We start from the raw sequence: 16,906 nt of genomic DNA, 5'->3' as shown, positions 1-16,906 counted from the left end.
GGGGACCTGGGACAGGAGCTGGGGACCTGGGACAGTCCGTGCCATGTCCCAGCCCCCGACCGGGTGTCCTAACCCCCAACCCAGCCCTCAGACAGCTGCGGCGCACCACCGCCTGGTGGAAGACCTGCCAGAAAGCTGAGTGATTGGGGAACGGCGCCTTCGCGGAGCGCGATCCGGCGGATCCCGCCGCCACCCTTCCTCGATGGCCGGCTAGCGGAAGTCGCGGGATGGGGTGCGGGCGGCTAGAGGGAGGCGTTGGAGGTGGTCGGCGGAGAGGTTGGTGACATCGCCGGCGCGTTCGACGCGGCCGCGGATGATGAGGGCGCCGGCGTTGCGGGCGACGGCGGCGTGGCGGTGCCAGCAGCCGACGGTGATCACGATGTTGGCCATGCCGGTCTCGTCCTCGAGGTTCATGAAGGTGACGCCGGAGGCGGTGGCCGGGCGCTGCCGGTGGGTGACCACCCCGGCGACGCGGACACGGGCGCCGTTCGGGACCTCACGGAGCTGGGCCGCGGACAGGATGCCCTCGGCACGGAGCTGCTCGCGGACGCGCTGCATCGGGTGGCTGGTGGTGGTGATCGAGGTGGACCACAGGTCGGCCATGTCGGCCTCGATGTCGCTCATCCCGGGCAGCGTCGGCGGCGGGCCGGCCGCGGTGATCCCGGCCAGCTGCCCGGGCCGCTCCTCGGCTGCCCGGCCGGCCTGCCACAAGGCCTGCCGCCGATCGAGGCCGAAGCAGTCGAAGGCCCCCGCGGTCGCGAGCGCCTCGACCTGCGCGGCGGTGATCCCGGTCCGGCGGACGAGGTCGGCCATCTCGGTGAACGGCCCACCGCGCTCCCGCTCCTCGACGATCAGCTTCGCGCCCTTGTCCCCGATCGTGCGCACCTCCGACAGCCCGAGCCGGACCGCGAACGCACCATCACGGCGATGCAGGGTGGTGTCGTACGGCGCCTTGGGGTCGAACGGACCCACCAGCGGCTGCGGATCCTTCAGGCACTCCGGCGACCCGGTCGGCCCGGACAGCTCCTGGCCGTCCACCAACACCTCGAGCCCGGCGTCGACTCCGGACAGATGCAGGTGTGGCCGCCGTACCTCCACGCCGTGGCGGCGGGCGTCGGCGACCAGAGACTGCGGTGAATAGAACCCCATCGGCTGGGCCCGCAACAGCGCCGCGAGGAACGCGGCCGGGTAGTGCAGCCGCAGCCACGTGCTGGAGTAGACGAGCAGGGCGAAGCTGATCGAGTGCGACTCGGCGAAGCCGAAGTTCGCGAAGGCTTCGATCTTGGCGTAGATCTCGTCGGCCAGGTCGCCGGTGATCCCGTTGCGCGCCATCCCGGCGTACAGCTTCTCCTTCAGCGACGAGATCTTCTCGATGCCGCGCTTGGACCCCATCGCCCGGCGCAACAGGTCGGCCTCGTCACCGTCGATCTCGCCGACCGCCATCGCCATCTGCATCAGCTGCTCCTGGAACAGCGGCACCCCCATGGTCCGCTCCAGCACCGGCCGCAGCTTCGGGTGCAGGTAGGTGATCGGCTCCTCCCCGGTCCGGCGGCGGATGTACGGATGGACCGCGCCACCCTGGATCGGGCCGGGCCGGATCAGCGCGATCTCGGTGACCAGGTCGTAGAACCGCCGCGGTTTCAGCCGTGGCAGGGTCGCCATCTGGGCCCGCGACTCGACCTGGAACACCCCGACCGAATCCGCCCGGCAGAGCTGGTCGTAGACTCCGGCCTCCTCCTTCGGGATCGTGTGCAGCAGCCACGACTCCTCCACCTGCTCGCGAACCATCTCCATGCAGTACTGCAATGCGGCCAGCATGCCGAGCCCGAGCAGGTCGAACTTCACCAGCCCCATCCAGGCACAGTCGTCCTTGTCCCACTGGAGCACCGTGCGGTCCTCCATCCGGGCGTGCTCGATCGGCACCACCTCCCCCACCGGGCGCTCGGTCAGCACCATCCCGCCGGAGTGGATCCCCAGGTGCCGGGGGAACTTCAGCAGCTCGCTCGCCATCGACACCACCTGCGGCGGGATGTCGTGCTCGGTCGAGGTGATCTCCGGACTCCACCCGTCGACCTGCTTCGACCACGCGTCCTGCTGGCCGACCGAATACCCCAGCGCCTTGGCCATGTCCCGGACCGCGGACTTCGGGCGGTAGGAGATCACGTTCGCCACCTGGGCGGCGTTGTGGCGGCCGTACTTGCCGTAGACGTACTGGATCACCTCCTCGCGGCGGTCGGAGTCGAAGTCGACGTCGATGTCCGGCTCCTCGGTCCGGGTCGTGGCGAGGAACCGCTCGAACGGCAGCTTGTAGAGGATGCTGTCCACGGCCGTGATCCCGAGCGCGTAACAGACCGCCGAGTTCGCCGCCGATCCCCGGCCCTGGCAGAGGATGCCGTTGGTGTGCGCGAACCGGACGATGTCCTCGACGATCAGGAAGTATCCCGGGAAGCCCTTCTCGTCGATGACGGCCAGCTCACGCTCCAGCCGCTCGTACGCGTCGGGCCGCTCGGTGGGCGTGCCGTACCGCAGCCCGGCGCCCTTCAAGGTCAGATGCCGCAGCCACGACATCGGGGTCTCCCCGTCCGGCACATCGCGCAACGGCAGCTTCGGCTTCGCCCGGGCCAGGTCGAAGGCCAGCTGGTCGGCCAGTGTCACCGAGCGCGCCACGGCCCCGTCGTACCGGCGGAACCGGGCCGTCATCTCCGCGCCCGACCGCAGGAACGCCATCCCGCTCGGCGGCAGCCAGCCGTCCATCGTGTCCAGGTCGCGCCGGGCCCGGACGGCGGCCAGCGCGGCGGCCAGTCTGTGCTGTGCCGGGGCGGCGTAGTGAACGTTGTTCGTGGCAACTATCGGGAGGCCGCGGTCGGCGGCCAGGCCGGCCAGGATCCGGTTCCGGCTGGTGTCGGCGGGCAGGTGGTGGTCGATCAGCTCGACCACCACCCGGTCCTTCCCGAACAACCCGGTCAGCCGGTCCAGCTCGCGGCCCGCGGCGGCCGGACCGTCGGCATGCCCGCCGAGCTCCAGCGCCTGCCGGACCAGGCCCTTGCGGCAGCCGGTCAGGATCACCCAATGGTCGCGGCCCTTGTCGGCCAACCGCTCCAGGTCGTAGACCGGGCGGCCCTTCTCACCACCGGCCAACTGTCCCTCGGTGATCTCGCCGGCCAGCTTGTGATAGCCCTCCTGCCCCTCCGCCAGAATCAGCAGGTGACTGCCCTCGGGATCGGCCACGCCGTTCTGCGGGCCGGTCAGCCCGAGCGACAGCTCCGCGCCGAACACCGTCGGCAACTTGTACGCCGCCGCAGCCTCGGCGAACCGGGCCGCGCCGTAGAACCCGTCGTGATCGGTCAGCGCCAGCGCGTGCAGCCCCTGCCGGACCGCGCCCTCGACCAGGTCCTCCGGCTGGGAGGCGCCGTCGAGAAAGGAGAAGTTCGAATGCACATGCAGCTCGGCATACGGCACCGCATTCTCCGGCCGGACCGTGAGAGCCTTCGGCGGCACGTACGGCCCGCGGTGCTGCGACCACGCCGGGCTGTCGCCGCCGTCGGCCGTCACCGGCCGGTCGCCGTGGCTGCCCGGCCGGGATCGGTCCGACAGCTTCCGCTCCAGCTCCGACCACTTGATCGGCGGATTGTTGTAGCCCATCGCAGCACCTCCTCCCCACCAGACTAGAACACATGTTCGAACTCATGCCAGCGTTGTCCACAGGCATCGACGGGCGGTGGAGCAAGCCGTCGGACACTGCGGTTAGGGTCTTGGCGGAGGCGGTACCCGAGCGGGAGTTCCTGATATGACCAGTAAGTTCACCGAGCTTGCGATCGACTGTGCCGATCCCGGCGGTCTCGCCCGGTTCTGGTGCTCGGTCCTCGGCTACGAGGTGCAGAACGACGAGGACGGAGTGATCACCATCGGCTCGCCTCTGGTGCCGGAGGGCAAGGACCGCCTGGGCCCGGTGCCACCGACGTTGACCTTCGCGCGCGTGCCCGAGGGCAAGACGATCAAGAACAGGCTCCACCTCGACGTCAACCCGACCGACCGGGAGCAGGACGAAGAGATCCGCCGCCTGCTCGACCTGGGCGCCCGGCACGCCGACGTCGGCCAGACCGGCGAGGAGAGCTGGGTCACCCTGGCCGACCCGGAGGGGAACGAGTTCTGCGTGCTGGCCGGCCGGCGTCCCTGATCGCCATCACACACATGTCCTGCCGACATCAAGACTAGAACATGTGTTCGAAGAGGCGGTAATCTGAAAACATGCTTGGTCGGTTCACGGTGCGCCCGTCCGACGACGGATCGAACAGATTCGGCGTCTGGGACGGTGCGGTCAACGGGTGGCGTGCGATCGATATCGACGACGAGACGGAGGCCCATCGGATAGCCAGTGATCTCGACGTCCAGTACGACGCTCACGGCCCGCGACCGGCCGACGCCGTACGGAAGGTGGACCCCGCCCAGCCGGTCCAGCGGGCCGAGTGGACCACCGGCGAGCTCGACGTCTGGATCCGCGACAACGGCGAGTGGCTCGGCCGCTTCTGCGACAAGGACGGCCGCGTCGCCTGGATCCCCGGCTCGGACCTCAGACCCCTGTAGCCGCGGCTATTTCACGTAGCCGATCGGCACCAGGGCCGGCGGCTCGGGCAGGGTCTCGGAGACGTATTGGGAGCGGATGCCGGCGATGTAGCGGCGGCTCCGCTGGGTCAGCCCTTCCGCGTTCTGCATCCGGCCCTTGGTGACGAGGATGCCGAGGTCGGCGCCCTTGAAGCGGTAGTCGCCGGGGCCGTAGACGCGGAGGAAGAAGGCCTCGTCCTCGTGCGTGACGTCGTGCCAGTCGTTGCTCACGCCAACGAACTCGAACCGGCCGTCCTCGTCGAGGTGCCAGGTCCCGGTCCGGGGCGCCTGGAGGATGCGCTCGACCCGGTCGGCCGGCTCCTTCATGATCAGCTGCGCCCAGACGTCCACCGCGGCCAGGTCACGCCAGCGATCGTTGATCTCGGTCACGTCGACGACATAGTCCGCGTCCATGAACTCGAGCAGATGGAACAGGAACAGCGGTACGTCGGCATACGCGCCCGCGGTCACGTTCGTCATCGAGGAGGCGCCGGAGATCCGCGGGTTCAGCTCCCCCAGGTACACCTCGTCGGTGACCAGGTCGACCAGTACGTCGATCTCGAGGAACCCGCGATAGCCCTCCCGTGCGAGCCGCTCGCCGAGCCGCTGGACATGGTCGATCGCGAGCGCCCGCTGCACCGGCGTCAGCGCCTCGGGGAAGAGGTCGTTCCCGCACCAGCCGCCCTTGTACGGCGTGAGTTCGGGATAGCCGGTCAGGTCGGTCATGAACGGTCCGACGATGGTGCCGTGCCGGGTGATGCAGGCCTCGACCGCGGCCGCCTTGTTGTCGATCCGCTTCATCACCTTGAGCTGCTCACCGACGATGTCCTCGGCGTACTTCTCCCAGTCCTTCTTGCCGGCGATGAAGAACGTGGTCTTGCCGGAGTCGCCGTACGGCGTCTGCACGACCAGGTCGCGGCCGAGCTCGTTCAGCGCGGCGAGCTCCTTGAGTTCCTTCCAGGACGAGGCCGTGCCGATCACGTTGGGGACCGAGGGCGCGCCGGCCTCGTTGCCGAGCTGGGTGGTGACGATCTTCGAGTCGAGCCGGCGGCGCAACTCGTCCGACGGCATGATCAACTCGTACCCGAGCTCGCGGCAGATCTCCTCGGTCTCCTCGTCGAAGAACACCATCACGATCATCGGCGTACCGCCGCGCCGTTGCAGATGGGTCCGCACCTCGGGATCGCGGAGCAGGTAGTTGTTGATCTGTTCGCTCGACTCGAACTCGACGTACGGCTGGTTCTTCGGCGCGAACACCCGCGGGTGGGCGCCGTCCCAGGAGTCGTAGTAGACGACGTACTGGAAGTTGCGCACCCAGCGGTCGATGCCGAGCAGGTTGAACGCGGTCGGGCCGAAGCAGTAGATCGGCTGGGTGTTGGTCCGGAAGAACGTACGGATCTCGGCGATTCCGTTCAGCTTCGGGTTCATCGCCCCACCCCTCCCCTGGTCCCTTCACAGTAGGTCCGTGGGAACGTCCTGTCATCGCGTCGGCTGCCGGTGAGAGGTACGGTTCGACCGTGCGCGACGATGTGCTCGACGACTTCCTCCGCGCCGATCGGGCGCGGGGCTTGGGCGTGTACGGGATCCACCTGTACCGCGAAGGCGGGCCGCCGGTCGAGCGCCGGGTCCGCTCCGACGACCGGGTCAACCTCTACTCCATCGCGAAGACGTTCACCTCGGTCGCGGTGGGGCTCGCCGAGGCCGAGGGACGCCTCACTCTCGACGACAGGCTCCTCGATCACCTCCCCGAACTCCGGCCGATCGCCGCGGACGGGGTCGAGGACGTCACCTTGCGCCAACTGATGACCATGACCAGCGGCACGAGCCACGAGTGGTACGCCGACGAGCGGATCGAGGCCACGGACCTGCTCCAGGAGATCGTCGCCGCGCCGCTCGACGCGGTCCCCGGGAGCCGGTTCGCCTACACCGGTTCGGGCGTCTACGCAGTCAGCCGAGTCGTCGAGCGGGTCACCGGCGCCGACGTGCGGTCCTATCTCCTGCCTCGCCTCTTCGCACCGCTCGACCTGCACAACCCGCCGTGGCACACCTGTCCACGTGGCTATCCGTTCGCCGAAAGCGACCTCTTCCTTCGCACCGAGGAGCTCGCCCGCTTTGCCAGATTGCTGCTGCAAGAAGGTGAGTGGAACGGCGCACAGGTTCTGCCGGCGGCCTATGTCCGACGGATGCCGGTCGAACGCGTCGACACCAGCGCTCTCGACTGGGGAGAGCGGTTCACCCTCGGCTACGGGCTGGGCGTCTGGATCGACCGGGCCGGCATCTACCGGATGGACGGCCGCTACGGCCAATACGCTCTCGTCTGCCCCGAGACACGAACCACCGTCACGGTCACCGCACACTCGGAGGCAGAGGTAGCCCTGCTCGATGCGATCCACGAGCTGGTCCTCGACCGGCTCAGATGAGCGAGCTGCGGCGCCACGGGGTGAGAGCGCCGATGGCGTCGAACGCGCGGAGGGTGTCTTGGAGGTACGCCGGATGTTGGGCGTCCGGCCAGCTGGACAGTTTCACGCAGACGGTGCGGGTACGGCGGCCGACGTACAGCATCTGGCCGTGGATTCCCAAGCAGAGCAGGACATTGCCGTGTGGGCCGGGACGGAACCAGAACTGGCCGCGATACCAGCCACCGGGAAAGGACGCCTCGGCCGGTGACGCCAGGAAGTCGTTGCGTGCCTCGGCGTCGACGGCCCAGGCCCGGCGCATCCACCTCGGCTGGTCCGACAGCATCAAGCCGAAGCGCAACAGATCGAGAGCTGTCACCGCGAGACCACCATCGTGCACAGCTGTGCCGTCAGCGTCGGTCAGGAACTCACCATCGTGTTCCGCGCCCAGCGGTGTCCACACCAGCGACGACACCAGGTCCGGCATCGGCGGTCCGGCCGCACGTTCACAAACCCACCCCAGTACGTCGGTCTCCGCCGACCGGTACAGGAACCGGCTGCCATGTGGCGCCTCGGCTCGCAGCGTCAGCAGGAAGTCGTACAGAGCGTGCTTGTCGGCCAGCCATCGGTCCAGACGCTGTACGTCGGAACGCGGGTCGGTGTAGTCCTCCTCGAAATGCACCCCACTCCGCATGTCGGCAACCTGCCGCACAGTGGCACCGCCATAGCCGCTGTCCGTCAGCTCCGGAACATAGAAGGTGACCAAGGCATCGAGATCGAGTACGCCGCGGTCGGCGAGGATCCCGGCGACGCAACCGACGATCGACTTGGTGATCGAGAACACCGCCTGTGGCTGATCCAGCACGCCACCCGAGGCGACCACCACACCGTTCCGCGCGATCACGAAGGCGTCCGTGTGCGTAGTGGCCAGTACGTCGGCCACGGTCGCGCGCGTGCCGTCGTACGCGCGTGCCGTCGTATCTGCGGACGGGCGTCGAAAGCACATCGGAAGAACGTGCCGGAAGAGCCCGGACCGGACCGTCCCCGCGGGAAACACCCTGGGTCGGCAGTGTGCCCGGCGAGAGCATGGTGCGATGGTAGTCGCATGGAAGCCACCGACGACCGGATGACAGGCTTTCCGCCGGCGGACGACACCCTCGTCGACCTGGCCGGCTGGCAGGACCCGCCGAACGTGCGCTGGGCCTTCCGGCACATGCGCGAACTGATGCCGACGCACGCGATCCCGGCCGATCCGGCCACTGTCAGCCCACTCACCACCGCGCTCGATCCGACCGTGGAGGCGACCCCGGTCACCCGCCTCGACGGATCGACTACGCGCGCCGGCGGCGTGTTCGCGGACACCTGGACCGACGCGCTGATCGTCCTGCACGACGGCGTGATCGTGGAGGAGCAGTACCTCGCCGGGATGACCGCACACACCCCACATCTCCTGATGTCGGTGTCGAAGTCGATCGTCGGCTGTGTCGCGGGGATCCTCGCCGATCGCGGCGTACTCGATCCCATGGCTCCAGTGACGACGTACGTGCCCGAGGTCGCCAGGTCCGGGTACGACGGCGCGACCGTCCGGGATCTCCTGGACATGCGCACCGGGGTGGCGTTCAGCGAGACTTACCAGGCCGTCGACGCCGAGGTCCGCGTGATGGAGCGGTCGATGGGCTGGCGGCCCAGCCTCGACGGCGATCCGGTCGGCATGTACCGCTACCTCGCTACTCTGGGTACGGCGGCCGACCACGGCGGACCGTTCACGTACCGCTCGGCCGACACCGACATGCTCGGCTGGGTGTGTGAGCGCGCGGCCGGGACCCGGATGGCGGACCTCGTGTCGAGCCTGGTGTGGATCCCGATGGGCGCCGAGCAGGACGCCGACATCACCTGTGATCCGGTCGGTTCCGCGGTGCACGACGGTGGTATCTCGGCGATCGCCCGTGATCTCCTCCGCTTCGGTCAACTGCTGCTCGACGATGGTGGTCAGGTGGTGCCGGCCCAGTGGCTCACCGATGCCTGGCAGCCGCCCTTCGCTGTGCGGGACGCGTTCGCGGGCACGGACAACGAGGCCGTGCTGCCCGGTGGGTGGTATCGCAACCAGTTCTGGTTCGTGCCGACCCAACGCGGGACAGCCCTTGTCTGCTTGGGGATTCACGGCCAGATGGTCTACGTCCAACGCGCGACCAGGACGGTCGGCGTGAAGCTTTCGTCGTGGCCGGACCCGCAGAACACGGCGTACCTGATCGACACGTTGCGGGCGTTCGGAGCGATCGGCGCGCGGCTGGACGCTTGATGGCCGGGGTGCGAGACTCCGGAGATGAGCCGCTACGGCCAGCAGTTCGGCCCGGACTTCACCTTTCTCGGAGTCCCGATCTGCGATCTGGACGACCCGGCGTCGTACGCGGATGCGCAGGTGGTCATCCTCGGGGCGCCGTTCGACGGCGGGACCTCGCACCGGCCGGGCGCCCGGTTCGGGCCGATGGCGATCCGGATGCGGGACTATCTCGGCCATGACGGATCGCGGCCGAGCCTGGCCCTGCGCACCGACGGACTGGTCGACCTGCATGTCGTCGACGCCGGCGACGTCGAGATGTACTCGGGCGACATCGAGGTCGCGCTGCCCGCGCTCGAAGCCGCGGTCGAGCGGGTGACCCGCTCGGGCGCCATCCCGATCGTGCTCGGCGGTGATCACTCGATCGCGTTCCCGGACGCGAAGGGCGTCGCGAACGTGCTCGGCCACGGCCGGGTGTCGATGCTGCACTTCGACGCGCACGCGGACACCGGCGACATCGAGTTCGGCTCGCTGTGGGGACACGGGCAGCCGATGCGCCGGCTGATCGAGTCCGGGGCGCTGCGCGGCGACCGTTTCCTGCAGATCGGGCTGCGCGGGTACTGGCCGCCGCCGGACACGCTGGACTGGATGGCCCAGCAGCGGATGCGGTCCTACGAGATGACCGAGATCGTGCACCGCGGCCTGGACGAGTGCCTGACCGAGGCGTTCACGATCGCGACCGACGACTGCGACGGCGTCTTCCTGTCCGTCGATATCGACGTCTGCGATCCCGGCCACGCCCCCGGCACCGGGACGCCCGAGCCCGGCGGCCTGACCGCTCGTCAGTTGCTGGACGCCGTACGGCGGATCTGCCTCGAGCTGCCCGTGGTCGGGATGGACGTGGTGGAGGTGAGCCCGCCGTACGACCACGCCGACATCACGGCTGCGCTGGCGAATCGCGTCGTACTGGAAGCGGTGTCGGCGATCGCCCGCAAGCGCCAGGACGAACGCGACGGCACCCGGTGGGATCCCGCTCACCCCTTGCTGAGCGATCGTCCCGAGCCGGGCTGACCTGTTCCCTGCGCGGAACGCGAGTGCCACACTCCGATGAAAGGTAGGGGTGGCGGAGACGGGGTGGGCACCTCCATCGAGGGGAGGCACCATGGCGATGACTCTGCAGCAACTGTTCCGCCGCAAGCCGGTCCCGGAGATGTCGCAGGAGAGCGGCTCGGACACCGGTCAGAGCGAACTGGTCCGCTCGATCGGGTTGTTCCAGCTGACCATGTTCGGCATCGGCGCCACCATCGGTACCGGAATCTTCTTCGTCCTCGCGCAGGCCGTGCCGGTCGCGGGACCAGCGGTGATCTGGTCGTTCGTGATCGCCGGTGCGGTGGCCGGGCTGACCGCGATCTGCTACGCCGAACTGGCGAGCGCGGTCCCCGTCTCGGGTTCGTCGTACTCGTATGCCTACGCGACGCTCGGCGAGCTGCCGGCGATCGGAGTGGCCGCGTGCCTGCTGCTGGAGTACGGCGTGTCCGCTGCCGCCGTCGCGGTCGGCTGGTCGCAGTACCTGAACGAGCTGTTCGACAACATCTTCGGCTTCCAGATTCCCGACAGCCTGTCGCAGGCGCCCGAGCAGGGTGGCGTGTTCAACCTGCCCGCGGTCGTCCTGGTCACACTCTGCACGCTGCTGCTGATCCGCGGCGCGAGTGAGTCGGCCAAGACCAACGCGGTGATGGTCTGCATCAAGATCGGCGTGCTGCTGCTGTTCGTCGTCCTCGGACTACAGGGCTGGAACTCCGACAACCTGTCGAACTTCGCCCCGTTCGGGCTCAGCGGAATCACCTCCGCGGCCGGCATCATCTTCTTCTCCTACATCGGCCTGGACGCGGTCTCCACGGCCGGTGAGGAAGTGAAGAACCCGCGGCGAACGATGCCGATGGCGATCCTGATCGCGCTCGTCACGGTCACCGGCCTCTACATCGTGGTCACGCTCGTCGCGGTCGCCGCCCAGCCGTCCGGCGAGTTCGAGAACCAGGAGGCCGGTCTGTCCGCGATCCTGGAGAAGGTGACCGGGTCGACCTGGCCGGCCAGCGTGCTGGCCGCCGGCGCGGTGATCTCGATCTTCAGCGTCACGCTGATCGTGATCTACGGCCAGACCCGGATCCTGTTCGCGATGGCTCGCGACGGGATGATTCCGGAGCTGTTCCACAAGGTGAACCCGCGCACCCACACGCCGGTGCCGAACACGATCATCGTCGCAGTGGTGATCGCCCTGCTGGCCGGGCTGATCCCGATCAACTTCCTGGCCGAGATGACCAGCATCGGCACGCTGGTCGCGTTCCTGGTGGTGTCGATCGGTGTGATGGTGTTGCGCCGTACCCATCCGGAGTTGCCGCGCGGCTTCAAGGTGCCGGGGTATCCGGTCACCCCGATCCTGTCGATCGCGGGCTGCCTCTGGATCATCAAGGACCTGCGCATCGTGACGATCGAGGTGTTCCTGATCTGGCTCGCGGTCGCCTTGATCTTCTACTTCTTCTACGGCTTCAAGCACTCGCACCTCGGCCGGCACGAGCACGTCGGGCTGATCCACGACGAGGACGGGCCGCAGCCATGACGATGATCGTCGGCTACGGCTCCGACGAGCGGGGCAAGGCATCCCTGCACCTGGCGGCGATGCTGGCCCGGTCGGCGCACGACAATCTGATCGTCTGCAGCGTCGTACCGGCGCCGTGGGTGCCAGGGATGGCCCGCGTGGACGCCGAGTACCAGGACTACCTCGCGCAGGGCGCGGACCAGGCCCTCGAGCGGGCCCGGAGCTTTCTGCCGGGTGACGTGCCGACGGCGTACATCCGGCACAGCGCGCGGTCGGCGCCGGCTGGTCTGCTCGAGATCGCCGAAGAGCACGATGCCCGGCTGATCGTGCTCGGTTCGTCGTCGGCCGGCGTGTTCGGTCACATCGCGCTCGGCAGTGTGACCGACCGGCTGCTGCACAGCTCGCATGTCTCGCTCGCCCTGGCAACGCGGGGATTCCGGTGTCCGGTGGACCAGACCGTGGCGCGGGTGACCGCAGCCTTCGGCGGCACCGAAAGCGCCGAGGACCTGGTGCTCGCAGCCGCCACGATCAGCACTGACGTGGGCGCATCGCTGCGGATCGCGACGTTCGCCGTGTGGTCCCGGCCGGCGTACACGACCAGGCTGGGAACGGACTCCGAAGACCTGGTGATGGACGAGTGGCGGGCCGAGCTGGACAAGTCCGTGGCCGCCACGCTCGCGCAGGTGAAACACCTGCCCGAGCATCCGCGCGCCGTCGAGACGGTGATCGGGTCCGGCCCGACCTGGGCCGAGGCGATCGAGGACGTCGGCTGGGATCCCGGTGACGTCCTGGTGGTCGGATCCAGCGACCTCGGGCCGGTCGCGCGGGTGTTCCTCGGCTCCCGGGCGACCAAGATCCTCCGGCACTCCCCCGTCCCGGTCCTGGTCGTTCCCCGCAGCCGGGCCGAGGAGCTGGCCGGCCAAGCCACCGAGGCCTGACCATGCACGAAGTCGACCAGACGACCGAGCAGATGGTGCGCAGCGTCCTCGCGTACGCCGAGAACCGGCTGCGGATGGATCCCGTGCCGCTCGACCGCAACACGCTGCCCGCGCACGAGCTGTACGAACGGCTCGACGGGCTGATCCGCGACGCGCCCCGGCACCCGGACGAGGTGCTCGGGGTCTACTCGTCCGTCATCGCGCCGAGCGTGATCTCGGCCGACAGTCCGCGCTTCCTCGGGTTCATCCCGGCGGCGCCGACGAAGGCGAGCCTGCTGTTCGACATGCTGGTGTCCTGCGCGTCGATCCAGGGCATCTCCTGGCTGGAGGCCGCCGGCGCGATCGCGGCCGAGAACACCGTGCTCCGGCTGATCGCCGACGAAGCCGGGCTGCCGCCGGGCGCGGGTGGCTGCTTCGTCTCCGGCGGCTCGGCCGGCAATCTCTCCTCGCTGGCGGTCGCCCGGGAAACCGCGAAGAAACGGCTCGGGACCGATCGCCGCCTGCGTGTCGTCGTCGGCACCGACGCCCACTCCTCGATCGTCAACACACTGCGTCTGCTGGAGCTGGATGCCCTCGTCGTCGACACGCCCGACCACCGGCTGACCGCCGATACCGTCCGCGCCGCGGTCGCCGCCGATCCGGATCCGTCGAACATCGCGGCCCTCGTCTGTACGTCGGGCACCACCAACGCCGGCATCATCGACGACCTGGCCGGCTGCGGCGCGCTCGCCCACGAGCACGGCTGGTGGTTCCACGTCGACGGCGCGTACGGCGGCTCCGGCATCTTCGCGCGCTCACTCCGGCCGAAGTACGCCGGGATCGAGCAGGCCGACTCGTTCATCCTCGACCCGCACAAGTGGCTGTTCACCCCGTTCGACTGCTGCGCCCTGATCTACCGCGATCCCGAGCTCGCGCGGGCGACGCACACCCAGGACGCGTCGTACCTGGATGTCATCCATGTGTCCGACGGCGAGTGGAATCCGACCGACTACGCCTACCACCTGACCCGCCGGGCCCGTGGTCTGCCGCTGTGGTTCTCGCTCGCGGTGTACGGCGTGGACGCGTACCGCGAGGCGATCGAGACCGCCGCACGCCTGGCCCGGGAGACGGCCGGGCTGATCAAGGCCACGCCGCACCTCGAACTGATCCGGGAGCCCGACCTCGGCGTCGTCCTGTTCCGGCGGCTGGGCTGGTCGGGTGAGGACTACGACAAGTGGGCGCGGCAACTCCACGAGGACGAGGTCGCGTTCATCCCGCCGAGCAAGTGGGAGGGCGAGACGATCGGCCGGTTCGCGTTCCTCCATCCCGGCACCAGCCTCGAGGTGGTTCGTGAGGTGCTGGCCCGGACAGGGCCATGAGCGACCTGCTCTCGCTCTTCCCAGCCGGGAGCCGGCTCGACGCGGACGGCACCCTGGTGGTCGGCGGCTGCCGCGCGGACGACCTCGCCACCGACTTCGGTACGCCGGTCCTCGTCGTCGCCGAGGAAGCACTCCGAGCCCGCGCCCGCGAGTACCGCGACCAACTGACCGCCCGCTGGCCGAACTCCCGCGTCGTGTTCGCGTCCAAGGCCTTCCCGTGTACGGCGGTCCAGCGGGTGATGGTCGAGGAAGGACTCGGCCTGGATGTCGCGGGCGGCGGCGAGATCCTCACCGCGTTGAAGGCCGGTGTCGATCCGGCGCTGATCGTGCTGCACGGCAACGCGAAGAGCGACGAGGAGATCGCGCTCGCGGTCGAGCACGGTATCGGCCTGGTCGTGGTGGACAACGCCGACGACGTGGACCGGCTGGAAGCGACCGGCCGCTCGCAGGACGTGCTGGTGCGCATCATTCCGGGCGTCACCGCGGACACCCACAGCCATGTGCTGACCGGTCACGAAGGCTCGAAGTTCGGTCTGTCGCCGGCCGACGCGGCCCGGCTGATCCGGCGGATCGAGCACAGCCCACGGCTGCGGATGCGCGGACTGCACGTCCATGTCGGTTCACAGATCCTTGACGTCGAACCGTTCGCCGAGTCGGTCGCGCCGGTCGCCCGGCTCGGCGAGTTCGAGGTGTACGACCTGGGCGGTGGGCTCGGCGCCCGGTACACCTGGGCCGACGAGCCGCCCACGGTAGCGGCGTACCTGGACGCCCTGACCGGCGCGGCGAAGCAGCACCTCCCCGCCTCCGCCCAACTGATCATCGAGCCTGGACGCAGCATGGTCTGTACGGCGGCGACCACGATCTACCAGGTCACGACGGTGAAGCGGGGTGTGATCACGTTCGTCGCGGTGGACGGCGGGATGGGCGACAACCTGGAGGTCGCGTTGTTCGAGCAGCGGTTCGAGGCGGGCATCGTCGGGCGTTTCGACGGTCCCGCGGAGATGGTGACCGTGGTCGGTCGGCACTGCGAGAGCGGCGACGTCCTGGTCGACGGCGTACCGCTGGCCGATCCGCGCGTGGGTGATCTGCTGGCCGTGCCCGCCACGGGCGCCTACTGCTACACGATGGCGAACAACTACAACGGCAACCGCCGGATCCCGGTCGTGTTCGCAGACCAGGGCGCCGCGCGTCTCGTCGTACGCCGGGAGACCTGGGACGACCTGATGGCCCGGGACGTGGACTAACCCTCGAAGCCGTGATGGAGCATGACGTGCTTGATCCGCGTGTAGTCTTCGAGTCCGTACATCGACAGGTCCTTGCCGTAGCCCGAGTGCTTGAAGCCGCCGTGGGGCATCTCGGCGATCAGCGGGATGTGCGTGTTCACCCAGACGCAGCCGAAGTCGAGCCGGGCGGACATCCGGGCCGCGGTGTTGACATTCGTGGTCCACACCGAGGAGGCCAGGCCGTACTCGGTGTCGTTCGCCATCCGGAGCCCTTCGTCCTCGTCCGCGAACTTCTGCACGGTCAGGACCGGGCCGAAGATCTCGGTCCGGATCAGCTCGTCGTCCTGACGCAGGTCCGCGACGATCGTCGGCTCGTAGAAGTAGCCGGTCTCCCCGATCCGATGGCCACCGGTCGTCACCCGGGCATGGTCGGGCGCCCGGTCGACCAGGCCGGACACATGTCCGAGCTGGTTGGCGTTGTTGATCGGCCCGTACAGGATGTCCTCGTCGGTGGGGTCGTAGCCGGTCCGCGTCTGCTGGGCCGCGTCGGTGAGCTCCTGCACGAACTCGTCGTAGATGCCTTGCTGCACGAGCACCCGGGTGGCCGCCGTACAGTCCTGGCCGCCGTTGAACAGGCCGGCCACCGAGATGCCCTCGATCGCGGCCGTGATGTCGGCGTCGTCGAAGACCACCACCGGCGCCTTGCCGCCGAGCTCGAGATGGGCCCGTTTCACATCGGCCGCGGCCGCCATCGCGACGGCCATGCCGGCCCGCGTCGATCCGGTGATCGAGACCAGCCGCGGGACCTTGTGCCTGGTCAGCGCGGCGCCGGTGTCACGGTCGCCGCAGACCAGGTTGCAGACGCCGGGCGGAAAGATCTCCTGCATCCGCTCGACCATCCAGTACGACGACGCCGGCGTGGTGTCGGATGGCTTCAGGACGACCGTGTTCCCGGCGGCCAATGCCGGGGCGAACTTCCAGACCGACATCATCATCGGGTAGTTCCAGGGCGCGACCTGGGCGACCGGGCCGATCGGTTCACGCCGGATCGACGAGGTGAATCCGCGCATGTACTCACCGGACGACTTGCCCTCCAGCACCCGCGCCGCACCGGCGAAGAACCGGATCTGGTCGACCATCGGCGGGATCTCCTCGGAGCGGGTCAGCGCCACCGGCTTGCCAGTGTTCTCGCTCTCGATCGCGATCAGTTCCTCAGCGCCGTCCTCGATCAGGTCGGCCAGCTTCAGCAGGGCGTGCTGCCGCTCGCTCGGCGTCGACCAGCGCCAGGTCTCGAACGCGCTCGCCGCGGCCTGGCAGGCCAAGTCGACGTCGTGCTCGTCGGAGTTCGGCGCAGACGCGTAGACCTCGCCGGTGGACGGGTTGACGATGTCCATCATCGCGCCCGACGCCGCGGCCTGGACCTTGCCGCCGATGACGTTGTGGAAGACCTGCTTGTCCGGCATGACAACCCCCTCGCGGCGGACGATCCCGTGCCCGTTCCCTCAATCTAGGCTC

General features: G+C 68.9%; 13 protein-coding genes. 9 read left to right on the top strand and 4 right to left on the bottom strand.

The features are described 5' to 3' along the window. Positions 1–210: 210 nt before the first annotated feature. Positions 211–3,642, bottom strand: a complete 3,432-nt coding sequence (locus tag ACXC9Q_RS28040) for an error-prone DNA polymerase (RefSeq protein ID WP_457059618.1) — start codon at positions 3,640–3,642, stop codon at positions 211–213. A 145-nt stretch (positions 3,643–3,787) separates the two neighbouring features. On the opposite strand from ACXC9Q_RS28040, the gene ACXC9Q_RS28035 reads away from it, so the two are divergent. Then, on the top strand, positions 3,788–4,177 hold the full coding sequence (locus tag ACXC9Q_RS28035) for a VOC family protein (RefSeq protein WP_457059617.1): 390 nt from the start codon (positions 3,788–3,790) through the stop codon (positions 4,175–4,177). A 71-nt stretch (positions 4,178–4,248) separates the two neighbouring features. Further along, positions 4,249–4,584, top strand: a complete 336-nt coding sequence (locus tag ACXC9Q_RS28030; RefSeq protein ID WP_328520190.1) for a hypothetical protein — start codon at positions 4,249–4,251, stop codon at positions 4,582–4,584. 6 nt (positions 4,585–4,590) lie between these two features. Here the strand turns inward: ACXC9Q_RS28030 and ACXC9Q_RS28025 are convergent, their stop codons facing one another. Beyond that, positions 4,591–6,030, bottom strand: coding sequence for a biotin carboxylase (locus tag ACXC9Q_RS28025; protein ID WP_457059616.1), 1,440 nt, complete (start codon positions 6,028–6,030; stop codon positions 4,591–4,593). An 89-nt stretch (positions 6,031–6,119) separates the two neighbouring features. Here ACXC9Q_RS28025 and ACXC9Q_RS28020 point away from each other — a divergent pair, with 89 nt between their 5' ends. Next, entirely contained in the window at positions 6,120–7,022 is a 903-nt protein-coding gene (locus ACXC9Q_RS28020; protein WP_457059615.1) for a serine hydrolase domain-containing protein, read from the top strand. Here ACXC9Q_RS28020 and ACXC9Q_RS28015 read toward each other — a convergent pair. Further along, entirely contained in the window at positions 7,015–8,004 is a 990-nt protein-coding gene (locus ACXC9Q_RS28015) for a serine hydrolase domain-containing protein (RefSeq protein ID WP_457059614.1), read from the bottom strand. The genes ACXC9Q_RS28020 and ACXC9Q_RS28015 overlap by 8 nt on opposite strands. 99 nt (positions 8,005–8,103) lie before the next feature. Here ACXC9Q_RS28015 and ACXC9Q_RS28010 point away from each other — a divergent pair, with 99 nt between their 5' ends. The 6 genes from ACXC9Q_RS28010 (at position 8,104) to lysA (ending at position 15,412) form a co-directional block, all read left to right on the top strand. Beyond that, positions 8,104–9,297 carry a serine hydrolase domain-containing protein gene (locus tag ACXC9Q_RS28010; protein WP_457059613.1) on the top strand — a complete coding sequence of 398 codons (1,194 nt, stop codon included), beginning with the start codon at positions 8,104–8,106 and terminating at the stop codon, positions 9,295–9,297. A 24-nt stretch (positions 9,298–9,321) separates the two neighbouring features. Further along, a complete protein-coding gene (gene speB / locus ACXC9Q_RS28005) occupies positions 9,322–10,347 on the top strand; it encodes an agmatinase (protein ID WP_457059612.1) in 1,026 nt (341 codons plus the stop codon). Between the two features lie 91 nt (positions 10,348–10,438). Next, a complete protein-coding gene (locus ACXC9Q_RS28000; protein ID WP_457059611.1) occupies positions 10,439–11,893 on the top strand; it encodes an amino acid permease in 1,455 nt (484 codons plus the stop codon). After that, entirely contained in the window at positions 11,890–12,810 is a 921-nt protein-coding gene (locus tag ACXC9Q_RS27995; protein WP_457059610.1) for a universal stress protein, read from the top strand. The genes ACXC9Q_RS28000 and ACXC9Q_RS27995 overlap by 4 nt, the downstream gene beginning before the upstream one ends. Before the next feature lie 2 nt (positions 12,811–12,812). Next, on the top strand, positions 12,813–14,168 hold the full coding sequence (locus tag ACXC9Q_RS27990) for a pyridoxal phosphate-dependent decarboxylase family protein (protein ID WP_457059609.1): 1,356 nt from the start codon (positions 12,813–12,815) through the stop codon (positions 14,166–14,168). Next, complete coding sequence (gene lysA / locus ACXC9Q_RS27985; RefSeq protein ID WP_457059608.1) at positions 14,165–15,412, top strand: diaminopimelate decarboxylase; 1,248 nt, start codon at positions 14,165–14,167, stop codon at positions 15,410–15,412. The genes ACXC9Q_RS27990 and lysA overlap by 4 nt, the downstream gene beginning before the upstream one ends. Here lysA and ACXC9Q_RS27980 read toward each other — a convergent pair. Continuing rightward, the gene (locus tag ACXC9Q_RS27980; RefSeq protein ID WP_457059607.1) at positions 15,409–16,854 is read right to left on the bottom strand and encodes a gamma-aminobutyraldehyde dehydrogenase; all 1,446 of its coding nucleotides are present in this window, start codon (positions 16,852–16,854) and stop codon (positions 15,409–15,411) included. The two genes, lysA and ACXC9Q_RS27980, sit on opposite strands and share 4 nt — an antisense overlap. Positions 16,855–16,906: the final 52 nt, after the last annotated feature.

The sequence above is a fragment of the Kribbella sp. CWNU-51 genome (assembly GCF_054073265.1).
Note: the sequence above shows the minus strand (reverse complement) of the source record. Positions and strands in the feature narration are given on the sequence as shown.

Coding starts and splice junctions, on each gene's coding strand:
- lysA (WP_457059608.1), top strand. CDS start 14,165: ATGAGCGACCTGCTCTCGCTCTTCCCAGCCGGGAGCCGGCTCGACGCG.
- ACXC9Q_RS27990 (WP_457059609.1), top strand. CDS start 12,813: ATGCACGAAGTCGACCAGACGACCGAGCAGATGGTGCGCAGCGTCCTC.
- ACXC9Q_RS28035 (WP_457059617.1), top strand. CDS start 3,788: ATGACCAGTAAGTTCACCGAGCTTGCGATCGACTGTGCCGATCCCGGC.
- ACXC9Q_RS27995 (WP_457059610.1), top strand. CDS start 11,890: ATGACGATGATCGTCGGCTACGGCTCCGACGAGCGGGGCAAGGCATCC.
- ACXC9Q_RS28025 (WP_457059616.1), bottom strand. CDS start 6,030: ATGAACCCGAAGCTGAACGGAATCGCCGAGATCCGTACGTTCTTCCGG.
- speB (WP_457059612.1), top strand. CDS start 9,322: ATGAGCCGCTACGGCCAGCAGTTCGGCCCGGACTTCACCTTTCTCGGA.
- ACXC9Q_RS28030 (WP_328520190.1), top strand. CDS start 4,249: ATGCTTGGTCGGTTCACGGTGCGCCCGTCCGACGACGGATCGAACAGA.
- ACXC9Q_RS28010 (WP_457059613.1), top strand. CDS start 8,104: ATGGAAGCCACCGACGACCGGATGACAGGCTTTCCGCCGGCGGACGAC.
- ACXC9Q_RS27980 (WP_457059607.1), bottom strand. CDS start 16,854: ATGCCGGACAAGCAGGTCTTCCACAACGTCATCGGCGGCAAGGTCCAG.
- ACXC9Q_RS28000 (WP_457059611.1), top strand. CDS start 10,439: ATGGCGATGACTCTGCAGCAACTGTTCCGCCGCAAGCCGGTCCCGGAG.
- ACXC9Q_RS28040 (WP_457059618.1), bottom strand. CDS start 3,642: ATGGGCTACAACAATCCGCCGATCAAGTGGTCGGAGCTGGAGCGGAAG.
- ACXC9Q_RS28015 (WP_457059614.1), bottom strand. CDS start 8,004: ATGTGCTTTCGACGCCCGTCCGCAGATACGACGGCACGCGCGTACGAC.